Origin of the sequence: Stenotrophomonas maltophilia, assembly GCF_023518235.1 — a bacterium.
Taxonomy (GTDB): Bacteria; Pseudomonadota; Gammaproteobacteria; order Xanthomonadales; family Xanthomonadaceae; genus Stenotrophomonas.
In genome coordinates this window covers 3365001-3380816 of the sequence record NZ_CP090423.1, presented here as the reverse complement: position 1 = coordinate 3380816, position 15816 = coordinate 3365001, and the positions used below count along the sequence as shown (strand labels likewise).

13 protein-coding genes and 2 rRNA genes (1 of these 15 cut by a window edge) are annotated in these 15816 nt (G+C 66.7%); 7 read left to right on the top strand and 8 right to left on the bottom strand.

Annotated features, from left to right (window positions below; genetic code table 11):
• Positions 1–174: 174 nt before the first annotated feature.
• Both glyS and glyQ read right to left on the bottom strand, forming a co-directional pair.
• Entirely contained in the window at positions 175–2250 is a 2076-nt protein-coding gene (gene glyS / locus LZ605_RS15815; RefSeq protein WP_249842426.1) for a glycine--tRNA ligase subunit beta, read from the bottom strand.
• Between the two features lie 75 nt (positions 2251–2325).
• Complete coding sequence (glyQ, locus tag LZ605_RS15810) at positions 2326–3237, bottom strand: glycine--tRNA ligase subunit alpha (RefSeq protein ID WP_049430272.1); 912 nt, start codon at positions 3235–3237, stop codon at positions 2326–2328.
• 83 nt (positions 3238–3320) lie between these two features.
• On the opposite strand from glyQ, the gene LZ605_RS15805 reads away from it, so the two are divergent.
• The 3 genes from LZ605_RS15805 to LZ605_RS15795 are packed head-to-tail and all read left to right on the top strand — an operon-like array spanning position 3321 to position 6836.
• Positions 3321–5156 (top strand): GspE/PulE family protein, encoded by a 1836-nt coding sequence (locus tag LZ605_RS15805; protein WP_249842425.1) that lies wholly within the window; start codon positions 3321–3323, stop codon positions 5154–5156.
• Positions 5128–5874 (top strand): glutamine amidotransferase, encoded by a 747-nt coding sequence (locus tag LZ605_RS15800; protein WP_249842424.1) that lies wholly within the window; start codon positions 5128–5130, stop codon positions 5872–5874. The genes LZ605_RS15805 and LZ605_RS15800 overlap by 29 nt, the downstream gene beginning before the upstream one ends.
• 50 nt (positions 5875–5924) lie before the next feature.
• Positions 5925–6836: a BPSS1780 family membrane protein gene (locus LZ605_RS15795; RefSeq protein ID WP_057497774.1), complete on the top strand. Its 912-nt coding sequence runs from the start codon at positions 5925–5927 to the stop codon at positions 6834–6836.
• A gap of 85 nt (positions 6837–6921) precedes the next feature.
• Here the strand turns inward: LZ605_RS15795 and tatC are convergent, their stop codons facing one another.
• The 4 genes from tatC to LZ605_RS15775 form a co-directional block, all read right to left on the bottom strand.
• Entirely contained in the window at positions 6922–7671 is a 750-nt protein-coding gene (gene tatC / locus LZ605_RS15790) for a twin-arginine translocase subunit TatC (RefSeq protein WP_057497773.1), read from the bottom strand.
• Entirely contained in the window at positions 7668–8129 is a 462-nt protein-coding gene (tatB, locus tag LZ605_RS15785; protein WP_249842423.1) for a Sec-independent protein translocase protein TatB, read from the bottom strand. Before tatB ends, tatC begins: the two co-directional genes overlap by 4 nt.
• 15 nt (positions 8130–8144) lie before the next feature.
• The gene (gene tatA, locus LZ605_RS15780) at positions 8145–8372 is read right to left on the bottom strand and encodes a Sec-independent protein translocase subunit TatA (RefSeq protein ID WP_005420453.1); all 228 of its coding nucleotides are present in this window, start codon (positions 8370–8372) and stop codon (positions 8145–8147) included.
• 75 nt (positions 8373–8447) lie between these two features.
• Positions 8448–9338 carry a lipid-binding SYLF domain-containing protein gene (locus LZ605_RS15775; protein WP_249842422.1) on the bottom strand — a complete coding sequence of 297 codons (891 nt, stop codon included), beginning with the start codon at positions 9336–9338 and terminating at the stop codon, positions 8448–8450.
• Positions 9339–9503: 165 nt separating this feature from the next.
• On the opposite strand from LZ605_RS15775, the gene hemH reads away from it, so the two are divergent.
• From hemH to LZ605_RS15755, 4 genes are all read left to right on the top strand, one after another.
• Entirely contained in the window at positions 9504–10466 is a 963-nt protein-coding gene (gene hemH / locus LZ605_RS15770) for a ferrochelatase (protein WP_249844931.1), read from the top strand.
• Positions 10463–11317: an alpha/beta fold hydrolase gene (locus tag LZ605_RS15765; protein ID WP_249842421.1), complete on the top strand. Its 855-nt coding sequence runs from the start codon at positions 10463–10465 to the stop codon at positions 11315–11317. The genes hemH and LZ605_RS15765 overlap by 4 nt, the downstream gene beginning before the upstream one ends.
• 126 nt (positions 11318–11443) lie before the next feature.
• Entirely contained in the window at positions 11444–11593 is a 150-nt protein-coding gene (locus tag LZ605_RS15760) for a hypothetical protein (protein ID WP_249842420.1), read from the top strand.
• Positions 11594–11607: 14 nt separating this feature from the next.
• Positions 11608–13713 (top strand): methyl-accepting chemotaxis protein, encoded by a 2106-nt coding sequence (locus LZ605_RS15755; RefSeq protein WP_249842419.1) that lies wholly within the window; start codon positions 11608–11610, stop codon positions 13711–13713.
• A 316-nt stretch (positions 13714–14029) separates the two neighbouring features.
• Here the strand turns inward: LZ605_RS15755 and rrf are convergent.
• Both rrf and LZ605_RS15745 read right to left on the bottom strand, forming a co-directional pair.
• Positions 14030–14144, bottom strand: a 5S ribosomal RNA gene (gene rrf, locus LZ605_RS15750).
• A gap of 126 nt (positions 14145–14270) precedes the next feature.
• Positions 14271–15816, bottom strand: a 23S ribosomal RNA gene (locus tag LZ605_RS15745); it runs 1334 nt beyond the window's last position.

The window sequence follows — 15816 nt, the reverse complement described above, 5'->3', positions numbered from 1 at the left end:
TGAGGATCGGTTGTTAAGTTGCGGTCAAATTACCCGCCTGTGTGGCGATCATCGCGATCGCAGGCGAGGATGCCGGCATCGTGCGCGCTGCCGGCGATGACCCCGATGGACATCCGCCGGCGATTCGATGCGCGGGGGCAATGCCGGCCAGCGGCCGGCACGACCGATACGGCGTCAGCTCGACAGATGCTCGATCGCTGCCACTTTGCCCAGGCGCTCGCCCAACAGCGTCAGCAGCGCCAGGCGGTTGCCACGCAGCGCCGGATCCTCGGCATTGACCATCACTCCGTCGAAGAAGGCGTCGACCTGCGGGCGCAGGCGCGCCAGGCGTGCCAGCACGGCCACGTAGTCCTTGTGCTGCAGGCTGGCGCCGGTGTCATCGATGGCCGCCGTGACCGCTTCGGCCAGCGCGCGCTCGGCATCTTCCTGCAGCAGCGCCGTGTCGATCTGGCCCGGGATATCACCCTCGGCCTTGCGCAGGATGTTGCGGATGCGCTTGTTGGCCGCAGCCAGCGCCTCGGCTTCCGGCAGCGCGGCGAAGGTGCCGATGGCATCCAGGCGGCGGTCGAAGTCGTACAGCGAGGCTGGCTTGAGCTCGGCCACGGCGTTGAAATGCGTGGCCGGCACGCCCTTGTCGCTGTAGTAGCCCTTCAGGCGGTCGAGGATGAAATCGTACAGCTCGCCGACATCGGCCTGCACGTTGCGCGCGACCAGGCCGGCGTTGGCGCTGGTCAGCAGCGCGCGCAGGTCCAGCTCGAAGCCGCTTTCGATGATCGTGCGGGCCAGGCCCAGCGCATTGCGGCGCAGGGCGAACGGGTCCTTGTTGCCGGTCGGCTTCAGGCCTGCGGCGAAGCCGCCGGCCAGGGTGTCCACGCGTTCGGCAATGGCCAGCACCTTGCCCAGCGCCGACAGTGCGATGTCATCGCCACCGAAACGCGGCTGGTAGGCCTCGTCGATGGCCAGCGCCACCTCGGCCGCTTCGCCACCGGCCACCGCGTAGTGGCGGCCGGCGATGCCCTGCAGTTCCGGGAACTCATTGACCATGCGCGACTGCAGATCGTTCTTGGCCAGCTCGGCGGCGCGCCGGGCCTGCGCGACGTCGGCGCCCACCTGCGGCGCGATCGCTTCGGCCAGCGCGGCCACCCGTGCCACCTTGTCGGCCACGCTGCCCAGCTTGGCCTGGTAGGTCACCGTCTTCAGGCCGTCACCCATCGACACCAGGCCCTGCTTCAGGTCCTCGTCGAAGAAGAACTTGGCATCGGCGAAGCGCGGGCGGATCACGCGCTCGTAGCCCTTGGCCACTTCGGCCACGTCCTTCGATTCGATGTTGGCGATGCCGATGAACTTCTCGGTCAGCGTGCCGCTGTCGTCCAGCACCGGGAAGAACTTCTGGTTGATTTCCATGGTCTCGATCAGCGCTTCCTGCGGCACCGCAAGGAACGCGCGCTCGAAGCTGCACAGCACCGCCGACGGCCACTCGACCAGGTTCACCACCTGCTCCAGGTTGTCCTCGGTGATGCGGGCGCTGCCACCGGCCTTGCCTGCGGCGGTCTCGACCTCGGCGACGATGCGCGCGCGGCGCTCGCTCGGGTCCACCAGCACGAAGGCGGCACGCAGCGCTTCAACATAGTCCTGCGGCTGCGCCAGCGACACGGCCTGGTCGTGGTGGAAGCGATGGCCACGGCTGACGCGGCCAGCCTGCAGGCCGAACAGTTCGGCCTCGACCACGTCGGCGCCGTGCAGCAGCACCAGCCAGTGCGCCGGGCGCGCGAAGCCCCAGGCGTGGTCGCCCCAGCGCATCGGCTTGGGAATCGGCATCGCCGCGATCGCCTCACGCAGGATCTCCGGCAGCAGGCTGGCGGTGCGCGCACCCGGGCTTACCGCTCGGTGCACGAAGCGCTCACCCTTGTTGTCGGTGGTCTTTTCCAGCGCGGTCCAGTCGATCCCGGCCTTGGCCGCGAAACCCTGCAGGGCCTTGGTCGGCTGGCCTTCGGCGTCCAGCGCGATGTTCAGGTACGGGCCCAGCACTTCGCTGCGCTGTTCCGGCTGTTCCAGGCTCACGCCGGGCAGCAGCACGGCCAGCCGGCGCGGGGTCGACAGCGGGCGCGCATCGCCCAGTTCCAGCGCGACGCCGCGGCTGCGCAGGCCTTCAACAACGCCGTCGAAGAAGGCCTGGGCCAGGCCCGGCAGCGCCTTGACCGGCAGCTCCTCGGTGCCCAGTTCGATCAGCAGGGGGGACAGTTGGCTCATCGGTTCGATCCTGTGGTGGGGGCGCAGCGCGCAACGCGTCCGGCGCCCTGGAAGTGGAGAGAGGGAGAGCGGCCGTCAGGCCTTCTTCGCGCCCGGGAAGCCCAGCTTCTCGCGCTGCTCGTAGTAGGCCTTGGCCACCGCCTGGGCCAGCGCGCGCACGCGCAGGATGTAGCGCTGGCGCTCGGTTACGCTGATCGCGCGGCGTGCGTCGAGCAGGTTGAAGGTATGGCTGGCCTTCATCACCTGTTCGTAGGCCGGCAGCGGCAGGTTCACTTCCACCAGCTTCTGCGCCTCACGCTCGCAGGCATCGAAACGATGGAACAGCTCTTCCACGTCGGCGTATTCGAAATTGTAGGTGCTCTGCTCCACCTCGTTCTGGTGGTAGACGTCGCCGTAGGTCACCGGCTGGCCGTCCGGGCCATAGGTCCAGACCAGGTCGTAGACGTTGTCGCAGTTCTGCAGGTACATGCACAGGCGTTCGAGACCGTAGGTGATCTCGCCCAGCACCGGGCGGCACTCCAGGCCGCCGGCCTGCTGGAAGTAGGTGAACTGGGTCACTTCCATGCCGTTGAGCCAGACTTCCCAGCCCAGGCCCCAGGCGCCCAGCGTCGGCGATTCCCAGTTGTCCTCGACAAAGCGCAGGTCGTGCACCAGCGGGTCGATGCCCAGGGCCTTCAGCGAATCCAGGTACAGCTGCTGGATGTTGTCCGGCGCCGGCTTCATCGCCACCTGGTACTGGTAGTAGCGCTGCAGGCGGTTCGGGTTCTCGCCATAGCGGCCGTCGGTGGGGCGCCGCGACGGCTGCACGTACGCCGCGTTCCAGCCTTCCGGACCGATCGCACGCAGGAAGGTGGCCGGGTGGAAGGTACCGGCGCCCACCTCCAGGTCAAGCGGCTGGATGAGCACGCAGCCCTGCTGGGCCCAGAACTGGTTCAGGGTCTGGATCAGGCCCTGGAAGGTGATCGGAACGGTCGGGGTCGCGGACATTCGGACGATTCTTGGCCGGCAAGGGGGTGCGCTAGTATAACGGCCGACCTGCGGGGCATTCCGTACCCGGGAGGAGCAGGCAGATGGAACATCGGCTGCCGGTGGGCACGCCCGGCGAAGCTGGCGGCGTACCGCTGCCGTGGGGACGCCTGCAGTTCGAGCAGGTGGCCGCGGCCCTGATCGCCGACGGCCTGGTGGCCGAACAGGAACACGAGCGCATGCGGTTTTCCGCGCAGGGCGCGCGCAACGCCAGTGAAGTGCACCCGCTGGTACTGCTGTCCAACCTCAAGCTGGCCGCCCGCGACGGCGGCGAGTTGACCCTGGAGCGCCTCACCGAATGGCTGGCCCGGCGCACTGACAGCCGCTACCTGCGCATCGACCCGACCCGGGTCGACGTGGCCACGGTCACCGCGCTGGTGTCCCACGCCTATGCCCGCCGCCATCGCTTCCTGCCGCTGGCGGTGGATGCCGAGCGCGTGCTGGTGGCCACCAGTGAGCCGCTGGTGCAGGAATGGTGCCGTGACCTGCAGCATCTCACCCGCCGCCGGGTCGAGCTGGCGGTGGTCAATCCGTTGGACCTGCACCGCTACACCATGGAGTTCTATGGGGTGACCCGCTCGGTGCGGGGCGCGCGCGGCGACGTGCGCGGCGAGGTCAACACCACCCTGCCCAGCTTTGAGCAGCTGGTCGAGCTGGGCCGCACCGGCGACGTCAACGCCGACGACCAGCACATCGTGCACATCGTCGACTGGCTGCTGCAGTACGCCTACGAGCAGCGCGCCTCGGACATCCACCTGGAGCCGCGCCGCGAACTGGGGCGCATGCGCTTCCGCATCGACGGCGTGCTGCACAAGGTGTTCGAGGTACCCCCGGCGGTGATGACCGCCGTGGTCAGCCGCATCAAGGTGCTCGGCCGCATGGACCTGGCCGAGCGCCGGCGCCCGCAGGACGGCCGCATCAAGACCCGCTCGCCGGGCGGCCGCGAGGTCGAAATGCGCCTGTCGACCATGCCCACCGCCTTCGGCGAGAAGTGCGTGATGCGCATCTTCGACCCGGACGCCGCCTTCAAGAGCATCGACCAGCTCGGCTTCAGCCCGCAGGAAGCCGCCGGCTGGAACGCGCTGGTCGAGCGCCCGCACGGCATCGTGCTGGTCACCGGCCCAACCGGCTCGGGCAAGACCACCACCCTGTACTCCACGCTGAAGCGGCTGGCCACCCCGGACGTGAACGTGTGCACGGTGGAAGACCCGATCGAGATGATCGCGCCCGAGTTCAACCAGATGCAGGTGCAGACCAACATCGAGCTGGACTTCGCCAGCGGCGTGCGCACCCTGCTGCGGCAGGATCCGGACATCATCATGATCGGCGAGATCCGCGACCTGGAAACCGCGCAGATGGCGGTACAGGCCTCGCTGACCGGGCACCTGGTGCTGTCCACCCTGCATACCAACGATGCCCCCTCCGCGGTCACCCGCCTGCTCGACCTGGGCGTGCCGCACTACCTGCTGGCCAGCACCCTCAACGGCATCCTCGCCCAACGGCTGGTACGTACGCTGTGCCCGCACTGCAAGCAGCCGCACAGCCTTGGCGGGGCCGATTGGGCGGTCCTGGCTGATAGCCAGGAGGCATATCCAGATGACGCCACACCCTGTCGACCGGTCGGTTGCCTGGAGTGCCGACGCACCGGATTCCTCGGCCGTATCGGCCTGTATGAGCTGCTGCCATTGGGCTCGCGGCTGCGCGGGCAGATCCGTGCGGACATGGATCTGGCCGGTTTCAGCCGCGCCGCGCGGGCTGAAGGGCTGCGAACGCTGCGCCAGGCCGGGCTTGAAAAGGTGGCGCAGGGGCTGACTACAATCGAGGAAGTCCTGTCAGTGCTGCCCCCCCCGGATGAACCCAGCTCCCTTCCTGATCGTTGAAACCGGCCGCCCGGTGCCGTCGCTGCGCCGCTACGGGCGCTTCCCGCACTGGATCCGCGTGGCCGCCGGGCTGGAAGAACACGAGACCGTGGTGGTCGATGTTGAACATGGCGACGCATTGCCCGACCCGCGCGCCTTCGCCGGCGTGCTGGTGACCGGCTCGGCGGCGTTCGTCACCGACCACGCCGAGTGGAGCGAACGCAGCGCCGCATGGCTGCGCCAGGCTGCCCATGACGACCGCCCGTTGTTTGGCATCTGCTACGGCCATCAGCTGCTGGCGCACGCGCTGGGCGGCGAAGTGGCCTACAACCCGGCCGGCCGCGAGTCCGGCACCATCGAGCTGGAACTGCAGCCGCAGGCCGCACAGGACCCGCTGTTCCAGGGCCTGCCGCAGCATTTCGCCGCCCATGCCACTCATCTGCAGACCGTGCTGCGCGCGCCCGACGGGGCCGAGGTGCTGGCCCGTTCGCCGCTGGACGGCTGCCACGCCTTCCGCTGGGGGCGCCAGGCCTGGGGCGTGCAGTTCCATCCGGAGTTCGCCACCCACCACATGCGCGGTTATGTGCGCGCCCGTGCCGACTGCATCGGCCGCCACGGCGGCTGTGCCCGCAGCATCGAGCGCGCGGTCAGCGCCGCACCGCTGGCGCGCCAGCTGCTGCGCCGCTTCGTCCGCCAGGCGCGGCTGTCTTCAGCCCAGCCGGCGGCAAAACAGGGATAATCGGCGCCACGGGCAGCCGCCCGGCCCCCTCCTGTCCTTCCCGGATGTCCATGAAAGAGATTCGCAAGCTGCCGGCTTCGGCGGGCGCCCAGTGGTTGCTGGATACGTTCTCGCTGTACCGGCGTGCGCCGCTGCAGCTGGCCCGGATCGGCCTGACCTGGCTGCTGGTGAGCTGGGTGGTCACCCTGCTGTCGACGCTGATTCCCGGTGCCGCTGGCCTGGCCGTGCAGCTGATGACGCTGGCCATCTCGCCGATCATGTTCGGCGGCATGCTGTACGCCGTGGGCGAGATCGACGAAGGCCGCCCGGGCCTGGCCTCGCACCTGCTGCAGCCGATCCGCGACCACCGCGTCAGCCACCTGCTGGTGCCGCTGGCGATCCAGGTGCTGGCGGTGCTGCTGCTGGGCGCGCTGCTGTTCCTGATGATCGGCCGCGAGGGCTTCACCGCCTTCAGCGAGGTCATGACCAAGATGGAAGAGATCAGCCGCAGCGGCCAGCAGATCAGTCCGGACGATGCGGCTGCGCTGGTCGCCAACCTGCCGGCCAAGCGCATTGCGCTGTGGATGCTGCTGGTGTTCCTGAGCGCGGTGGCGCTGTCGCTGGCGATGTTCACCCAGCCGGCACTGGTGGTGTTCGACAAGCAGAGCGGCATGCACGCGCTGCGTCTGAGCCTGCAGGGCTGCATCGAGAACATCGGCGCGATGATCGTGTTTGCCGTGCTCGGCCTGATCGCCGCGTTCTGCATGTACATCCTGTTCGTGATCGTGATCCAGATCGCGATGCTGATCGGTGGCCCGCTGGCGGCGGCCTTCATCGCCCAGCTGGTGCTGACCACGGTGTTGATGCCGCTCTACGTCGGCGCGGTCTATGCCGCGTGGAAGCAGATGTTCGTACATCGCGGCAGCCGCGCGGCCCCGCCGATCCCGACCACGCCGACCTCCAGCGACATCTTCCACGCCTGACCGGTCCCACCGGTAGCGCCGGGCCATGCCCGGCGGTGGCATCACATCAAACCCCGCACGCCGGGCATGGCCCGGCGCTACCGCATCACGCGGCGGGTTTCTTCACTGCCGAGGACGGCACCAGCCAGCGTGCGGCGTGGATGCCCAGCTCGTACAGCAGGCACATCGGGATCGCCAGCATCAGCTGCGACACCACGTCCGGCGGGGTCAGCACCGCCGCCAGCACGAAGATGCCGACGATCGCGTAGCCGCGCCCTTCCTTGAACTGCTGCGGCGTCACCCAGCCCAGCAGCACCAGGATCACCATCGCCACCGGCAGTTCGAAACTGCCGCCGAAGGCGAAGAAGATCGCCAGCACGAAGTCCAGATAGGCATTCGCATCCGGAGTGATCGCGATCACGTCCGGGCTGAAGGTGGTCAGGAAGTGGAACACCGCCGGCAGCACCAGGAAGTAGGCGAACGCACAGCCGGTGTAGAACAGCAGCACCGATGACACCAGCAGCGGCACCGCCAGGCGCTTCTCGCGCGCGTACAGGCCAGGCGCAACGAACGCCCACAGCTGGTACAGCAGCCACGGCACCGCCACGAACAAAGCCACGAAGAAGGTCAGTTTCAACGGTGCGAAGAAGGCGCCGGCCGGATTGGTGGCGATCATCGTCTGCCCGTTGGGCAGCTGCGAAACCAACGGCTCGGCCAGGGCGTTGTACAGCCGCTGGGTAAAGGGCAACAGCCCCAGCAGCACCACGCCCAGGCCCAGCAGCGCGCGCACCAGGCGCCCGCGCAGTTCCACCAGATGTTCGACCAGCGAGCTTTCGCCGAAGTCCTGTTCGCTCATGGATGGCGCTCCGTGCTCTGCGGCTGCGGCGTCGCACTGGTTTCGACGGCCGTGTCAGCCGTGGTTGGAACCGCAGCGCCGTCCTGTGCCGCAGCGTCGGCCGCCTCAGGTTCGCTCAGGTGCGGCGGAACATCCGCCGGCGCCGGCGCGCGCACTTCCTGCGCCAAGGCGTCCCCTTCGTGCTGCGCCTGCTGGGCTTCGCGACGGATCGCCTCACCGCTGGCGCGCAGCTGGTTCTCGGTGTCCTGCATGCCCTGGCGCACGTCCTGCATCTGCCGCTTGATTTCCTCGGCCTGCAGCTCGCGCTCCAGTTCCTGTTTCACCGAATCCCATTGCGTACGGGCACGGCGCACCCACAGGCCGGCGAAGCGGGCCGCCTTGGGCAGGCGCTCAGGACCGAGCACCACCAGGGCCACCACCGCAATCACCAGCAGTTCGCTGAAGCCGATATCGAACACCGCGACCGCTCCGGATCAGCGAGCGTTGCGGTCGTGCTCGTCCTGCGCGGTGCGCGAGGCATCCTGGCTGCGCGACTCATCGCCCAGCTGCGCGTTCGGTTTGTCCTCGTCGCGCATGCCCTTCTTGAATTCCTTGACCGCCGAGCCGAGGTCCTTGGCGCCGCTGGTCAGGCGCTTGGTGCCGAACACCAGCAGAACGATCGCCAGCACGACCAACCAATGCCAGATGCTGAAACTGCCCATAAAGACGCTCGTTACGTTAGTGATCAGGCTGTCGAGCATAGCGCACCGGCTGTTAACCGGCGCGCGTGACAAAAGTCAGTTTCCGCCCAGCGTTTCCGTGCGGATTTCGCCGTCGTTGACCGGCTGGAAGCCCTGCTGCTGCGGCGGCGGGTTCTGTGGCACGTTCTGCAACGGCGCGGTGGTGGCCTCGGCCGGGGCCGCAGGAGCTGCCTGAACAGGCGCCGGCGCCACGGCCGGGGCCGGGGCGCGCGGTGCGTTGCCGCCGTTGCCGGCGCGGTTGTTGCGCGCGGCGTAGGTGGCTTCTTCCAGACGGTCGCGGAAGGCGACCACATCCATCGACGGCGCACCGGCGGCGCGGCCCTCGAAGATCATCCGCGGCGTGGTGTTGCTGCCGTAGGCGTCCAGATTGGCGGCATCATCGATCTGCAGCACCGCACCGTCCAATGCAACACCGGCAAACAGGCCACGGGCACGCGACCACGACCAGATCTCGGCCTTCAGCTGGCCGTCGGTGGCAGCGGCGGCATTGCGGCCGACCGGACCGGCCGCAACGCCGGCGTCGGCGCCCAGCGTGAACTTGCCGTTGACCAGATTGTCCAGGCTGCGGTCATTGCGGAACACCAGCACCACGTCCGAGGACTGCACGCCGGCCTGGAAGCCGATGCTGCCGCCGGTCAGCTTCACGAACACCGGGCTGGACCAGGCGCCATTGGGCATGCGCACCGACATCAGGCCATGGCCGCGGCGTCCGCCGATGACCAGGCCGGCCTTGATCGTGTCGGGAATGACGATGACCGCGCGGCCTTCGTCGAGCAATTTGTCCGGAATGCCCTGTTCAGGGATTTCCTGGATTTCGGCCAGCACACGCACCGCGTTGCGGGCGCGCTGGTCTTCCTGCGGTCCGGCCATGGCCTGGCTGGACAGCAGGCTGGCGGCGATCAGCAGGGCTTGGATCGGGCGACGCATGGCAGGCTCCAGAAGTCAGTCCATAGGAAGATATAGCAAGTGACTGAAATTAGTAGTGTTGTCATGAATCTCCAATGAGCGTTCCCTGCTCACATTGATGCGCACTATGCCTGCAATCCGAACCCTGCATCCCGGCGCGGCGCCGGATCGGTGACAATGACGCCCATGCTCGACGCACCCGATACCGCAGTGCTGGCGGTCAACCTAGGCACGCCCGAGACGCCGACGGCCCCCGCCGTACGCCGTTACCTGGCTGAATTCCTGTCCGACCCCCGCGTGGTCTCGATCCCGGCGCTGCTGTGGCAGCCGTTGCTGCGCGGCTTGATCCTGCCGCTGCGCAGCGGCCGTTCCGCGGCCAAGTACGCCCAGGTCTGGCTGCCCGAGGGTTCTCCGTTGATGGTGCATACGCGTCAGCTGGCGCAGGCCATGCAGCGCCTGCTGCCGGCGCTGACGGTGCGCCACGCCATGCGCTATGGCGAACCCGCGCTGACCGGCGAACTTGACCGCCTGGCGGCCGATGGCGCGCGCCGCATCGTGGTGCTGCCGCTGTACCCGCAGTACTCGACCACCACCACAGCCTCGGTGCAGGACAAGGTGGATGCCTGGCAACGCAGCAACCCTGCGGTGGCCGTCAGTCTGGTGCGCGACTACGCCGTCGACCCGGGCTGGGTCGAGGCGGTGGCCGAATCGATCCGCCGCTACTGGGAACAGCATGGCCGCGGCCAGACACTGATGTTCTCCTTCCATGGCATTCCGCAGCGCCTGGCTGACGCAGGCGATCCGTATCCGCAACGCTGCGAAGCCAGCGCGCAGGCCATCGCCCAAGCACTGGGCCTGAGCAGCGACCAGTGGCAGATGGGCTACCAGTCGCGCTTCGGCCGCGAACGCTGGTTGCAGCCGTACGCCGAGCCGAGCCTGTGGGCGCTGGCCGAGTCCGGGGTGAAGCAGATCGACGTGGTCTGCCCGGGCTTTGCCACCGATTGCCTGGAAACGCTGGAAGAAGTGGCGCTGGGCTTCACCGAGACACTGGCCGAGCGTGGCGCGGCGATGCGCTACATCCCGTGCCTCAACGCCGATGCGGAGCACGCACGCGCACTGGCACAGCTGGCCGTGGCCGCGCTGGCATGAGTCTGCAACCGTTTGAACTGGAGGTCGCTGGCGCGCGCGTTGCCGGCCTGCGCCATGACGGTGACGGTCCGCGCGTGCTGGCCCTGCATGGTTGGCTCGACAATGCCGCCAGCTTCGTGCCGCTGGCCCCGCACCTGTCATCGTTGCAGCTGGTGGCGATCGACCTGCCCGGGCATGGCCACAGCGCGCACCTGCCGGCGGGCGCCAGCTACACCACCGCCGCCGCGATCTGCCACGTGCTCGATGTGGCCGATGCGCTGGGCTGGGACCGCTTCAGCCTGCTTGGTCATTCGATGGGTGCCGGCATCGCCAGCCTCACCGCCTCGGTCAGCGATCGCGTGGAACGGTTGGTGGCGATCGAGGCACTGGGTGGCCTGCGTGGCCCCGAGGAAGACACCGCCCATCGCCTGCGCGAGCATGTGAATGCCACGCGTGGGCTGGCGCGCAAGCAGCTGCGCGTGTTTCCCGATCTGGCCGCACCGATCCGTGCGCGGATGATGGCCAACCAGCTCAGCGAGCCCTGTGCACGCCTGCTGGTCGAACGCGGTGTGGAACCGGTCCAGGGCGGCTATCGCTGGTGCAGCGACCCGCGCCTGATGCTGCCCACCGCGATCCGGCTCAGCGAAGGCCAGATCGACAACCTGCTGCAGGCCATCGCCTGCCCGACGCAGGTCATCTACGCCACGCCGGCACAGTCCTACTACCCCGAGCCGATGCGCAGCGACCGCCTGCGCCACCTGCGTGATGGACGGCTGGCGCTGTTCGCCGGCAACCATCACCTGCACATGGAAACACCGGCGCAGATCGCCGAGGTGATCCTGCGCTTCCTCGCTGTCGACAACGCCGGCTGAGTCGCAGCGTCCGCGCACTTCACTCTGCGCGTTTGCGGCCGATACATCAGTTGCGGGCCCCTGCGCCCGCGGCACGCAGGTCCGGTCGGGCCTGCGGCGTGTGTCAGGTTCTGCAAGGAAGTCCGCATGCCCGCTCTGCTGCACCGTCACCCACAGGATGTGGCCACGGTGTCCCGTCTCCGCGTCGCTGTCCGCGCCGCATTCCCTGAATTCCCGGTCCATGTCCTGCACGCGCATATCTGCGTGCGCTGCGGCGTGACCGCTGTCGTCTGCTGATCCAGGAGTCGCCGATGTCCATTGCATCCTCCCGCCCCCCCGATACCACCTGCCTGCCGCACCTGCTGCAGCTCGCCCGCCGCGGTGACCGTCATCTGCTGATCGGCAGCGCAGCGCTGGCTGCCGCAGGTCTGTGGCTGGCCCTGCGCGGCAACCACCTGCTGGAGGCTTCGCTGGCAGCGGCCGCCGTGTTGCCGGCGGCGTGGCTGGCTGGCCCCCTGGCCGGCAGTCCCATCGCCCGCAATGGTCTGGCGCTGCTGCTCGCAGCGCAGCTGGCTGTGGTGGGCATGATCGTCGGCTTGTCGCCCGCATTGCCGATCGCATTGCTGCTCGGGGTTCTGCTCGGCCACCGCGACCGTCTGCCGGTATGGCTGGCAGGCGCTGTCGGCACGCTGTCCCTGCTGGTTCCGCTGCTGCACGGGGCAGCGCCAGGCCCGGCGCTGCTGCAGGCCGGCGTGCTCGTCGGGCTGACCGTGCTGCTCGGTCAGGTCGCCCAGCGTTTGCGCCAGCAGACCGAGGCACTGGGCCACGGTCCGCGGCGATTGGCCGCGCTGGCGCGCGACATCGCCACCGGCGCAGACCTGGCCGTCCATGCCAACACCACGGCCTACGCACCCGGCTCGCTGGCCCATGCACTGGCCGATACCGCGCGGCACGTGCAGGCGCAGCGCAGTCGCGAGGCCGCTGCCAACGCCGAGAACGCACAGATCCGACAAGCCTTGGATGCCTCGCGCACGGCGATGATGATCGCCGACAACGACCACGTGATCCGCTATGTGAATCGCTCGGTGGTGGCCCTGCTGCGCAACCAGCAGGCAACGCTGCGCCAGGCCTTTCCCGATTTCGATGCGGAGCGCCTGGTCGGCAGCAGCATCCACCGCTTCCATGCCAATCCCGAGCGTATCCGCGCCATCCTCAATGGACTGCAGGTCACCCACAACGGCAAGGTACAGATCGGCCCGGTGCACTTCGCCCAGGTGGTTACTCCGGTATTCGACGCACAGGGCCTGCGCCTGGGCTTTGCGGTGGAGTGGCATGACCGTACCCATGAACTGGCACTGGAGAACGCGGTGGCCGGCATCGTCGCCGCTGCCGCTGCGGGGGACCTCGACCAGCGCCTGCAGGCACGCGAGGGCGCCAGCTTCCTCGATGGCCTGACCGGCGGCATCAACCAGCTGCTGGACACGCTCGGCAGCACCGTTGATGAGGTAAGGCAGATGCTTTCTGCGCTGGCCAGTGGTGATCTCGACCGGCGCATGCACGGCGAACATCACGGCGCGTTCGCCGCGATCCAGCGCGACGCCAACGCCACCGCCGGCCAGCTCTCTCGCATGGTGGGCCACATCCAGCAGTGCGCCGCCTCGATCAGCACGGCCGCCAGTGAGATCGCTGCCGGCAATGGCGCGCTGTCCGAACGCAGCGAGCGCCAGGCGGCGCATCTGCAGGAGACTGCAGCATCGATGGAGGAGCTCACCTCCACCGTCCGCCAGAACGCCGCCCATGCCCGCCAGGCCAGTGAGCTGGCCGCGTCCACACAGAGTGCCGCCGGCGACGGCAACGCCGTGATGCAACAGGTGGTCGACACGATGCAGGCCATTGAAGGCGCGTCGAAGCGGATCGGTGACATCACCGGCGTGATCGACGGCATTGCCTTCCAGACCAACATCCTGGCGCTGAATGCGGCAGTTGAAGCGGCGCGCGCCGGCGAGCAGGGTCGTGGCTTCGCCGTGGTTGCCAGTGAGGTTCGCGTGCTCGCACAGCGTTCGGCCGCCGCTGCACAGGAGATCAAGGCGCTGATCGACGAAGCCGGTCGCCAGGTCGGTGAGGGCGCCCAGCTGGTCGCCGATGCCGGCCAGCGCATGCAGGGCATCGTCGGTGGTGTGGAGAACGTCAGTCACCTGATGCGCGAGATCTCCGCCGCCTCGCAGGAACAGTCGATCGGCATCGAGCAGATCAACCAGACCGTGGTGCAGATGGACCAGGCCACGCAACAGAACGCAGCACTGGTGGAGGAAGCCACCGCCGCGGCACGCGAACTGCAATCGCAGGCCGGGACGCTGACCGAAGCGGTCTCGGTTTTCCGCCAGCAGGAAATGCAGGGGATCGCACGCGTTGCCTGATCCCCGGGGGTAACGCAATCTGATGAAAACGGCGCCCGCAGGGCGCCGTTTTTCCATGTGTTCTGTGTGATGGATCACGGCAAGGGCACGCCCGGTGGTCTCGATCCATCGGGCCGGTAGTGCCGGCCGCCGGCCGGCAACCACGGCGCGCGTGTTGCGCAGGCCCGCACCACGCATCCGCGCATGGCGTGGCTCTACCGAGCGCGATCACCGCTATCGCCTCACGGGTAGTGCCGGCCGCTGGCCGGCAACCACGATCTTTCCTGCGCACAAAGAAAAACCCCGCTGCGTGAGCAGCGGGGTTTTTGGGTATAAACCCTGGCGATGACCTACTCTCGCATGGCTTGAGCCACACTACCATCGGCGCAGCTGCGTTTCACTTCCGAGTTCGGGATGGGATCGGGTGGTTCCACAGCGCTAATTTCACCAGGGAGGCTTTTGGAGAGTCGCACTCGTCCCGGTGGGACAAGGCGCCAGCCTCGCATAGTTCTTGTGACGTAGCGTGCACTTGGATGCTCTTACGACGCTGTCGTAAAGCCAAGGCAACTTGAGGTTATATGGTCAAGCCGCACGGATCATTAGTATCAGTTAGCTCAATACATTGCTGTACTTACACACCTGACCTATCAACCACGTAGTCTACATGGTTCCTTCAGGGGGCTTGTGCCCCGGGAGATCTCATCTTGAGGCGCGCTTCCCGCTTAGATGCTTTCAGCGGTTATCGCTTCCGAACATAGCTACCCGGCAATGCCACTGGCGTGACAACCGGAACACCAGAGGTTCGTCCACTCCGGTCCTCTCGTACTAGGAGCAGCCCCTCTCAAATCTCCAACGCCCATGGCAGATAGGGACCGAACTGTCTCACGACGTTCTGAACCCAGCTCGCGTACCACTTTAAATGGCGAACAGCCATACCCTTGGGACCGACTACAGCCCCAGGATGTGATGAGCCGACATCGAGGTGCCAAACACCGCCGTCGATATGAACTCTTGGGCGGTATCAGCCTGTTATCCCCGGAGTACCTTTTATCCGTTGAGCGATGGCCCTTCCATACAGAACCACCGGATCACTAAGTCCTAGTTTCCTACCTGCTTGATCCGTCGATCTTGCAGTCAAGCACGCTTATGCCTTTGCACACAGTGCGCGATGTCCGACCGCGCTGAGCGTACCTTCGAGCTCCTCCGTTACTCTTTAGGAGGAGACCGCCCCAGTCAAACTACCCACCATACACGGTCCCCGACCCAGATAATGGGCCCAGGTTAGAACGTCAAGCACGACAGGGTGGTATTTCAAGGATGGCTCCGCTGCAGCTAGCGCCACAGTTTCATAGCCTCCCACCTATCCTACACAGACGAACTCAACGTTCAGTGTAAAGCTATAGTAAAGGTTCACGGGGTCTTTCCGTCTTGCCACGGGAACGCTGCATCTTCACAGCGATTTCAATTTCACTGAGTCTCGGGTGGAGACAGCGCCGCTGTCGTTACGCCATTCGTGCAGGTCGGAACTTACCCGACAAGGAATTTCGCTACCTTAGGACCGTTATAGTTACGGCCGCCGTTTACTGGGGCTTCGATCAAGAGCTTCGCCTTGCGGCTGACCCCATCAATTAACCTTCCAGCACCGGGCAGGCGTCACACCCTATACGTCCACTTTCGTGTTTGCAGAGTGCTGTGTTTTTGATAAACAGTCGCAGCGGCCTGGTTACTGCGACCCTCTTCAGCTATAGCTCGCACGAGCCACCAAAAAGGGTGCACCTTCTCCCGAAGTTACGGTGCCATGTTGCCTAGTTCCTTCACCCGAGTTCTCTCAAGCGCCTGAGAATTCTCATCCTACCCACCTGTGTCGGTTTACGGTACGGTCTGCGTAAGCTGAAGCTTAGGAGCTTTTCCTGGAAGCGTGGTATCAGTGACTTCGCCATAAAGGCTCGTCTCGGTGCTCGGTCTTAAAGGATCCCGGATTTGCCAAAGATCCAAACCTACCGCCTTTCCCCAGGACAACCAACGCCTGGTACACCTAACCTTCTCCGTCCCTCCATCGCACTTACGCGAGGTGCAGGAATATTAACCTGCTTCCCATCGACTACGACTTTCGTCCTCGCCTTA

Coding starts and splice junctions, on each gene's coding strand:
- glyS (WP_249842426.1), bottom strand. CDS start 2,250: ATGAGCCAACTGTCCCCCCTGCTGATCGAACTGGGCACCGAGGAGCTG.
- glyQ (WP_049430272.1), bottom strand. CDS start 3,237: ATGTCCGCGACCCCGACCGTTCCGATCACCTTCCAGGGCCTGATCCAG.
- LZ605_RS15805 (WP_249842425.1), top strand. CDS start 3,321: ATGGAACATCGGCTGCCGGTGGGCACGCCCGGCGAAGCTGGCGGCGTA.
- LZ605_RS15800 (WP_249842424.1), top strand. CDS start 5,128: ATGAACCCAGCTCCCTTCCTGATCGTTGAAACCGGCCGCCCGGTGCCG.
- LZ605_RS15795 (WP_057497774.1), top strand. CDS start 5,925: ATGAAAGAGATTCGCAAGCTGCCGGCTTCGGCGGGCGCCCAGTGGTTG.
- tatC (WP_057497773.1), bottom strand. CDS start 7,671: ATGAGCGAACAGGACTTCGGCGAAAGCTCGCTGGTCGAACATCTGGTG.
- tatA (WP_005420453.1), bottom strand. CDS start 8,372: ATGGGCAGTTTCAGCATCTGGCATTGGTTGGTCGTGCTGGCGATCGTT.
- LZ605_RS15775 (WP_249842422.1), bottom strand. CDS start 9,338: ATGCGTCGCCCGATCCAAGCCCTGCTGATCGCCGCCAGCCTGCTGTCC.
- hemH (WP_249844931.1), top strand. CDS start 9,504: ATGCTCGACGCACCCGATACCGCAGTGCTGGCGGTCAACCTAGGCACG.
- LZ605_RS15765 (WP_249842421.1), top strand. CDS start 10,463: ATGAGTCTGCAACCGTTTGAACTGGAGGTCGCTGGCGCGCGCGTTGCC.
- LZ605_RS15760 (WP_249842420.1), top strand. CDS start 11,444: ATGCCCGCTCTGCTGCACCGTCACCCACAGGATGTGGCCACGGTGTCC.
- LZ605_RS15755 (WP_249842419.1), top strand. CDS start 11,608: ATGTCCATTGCATCCTCCCGCCCCCCCGATACCACCTGCCTGCCGCAC.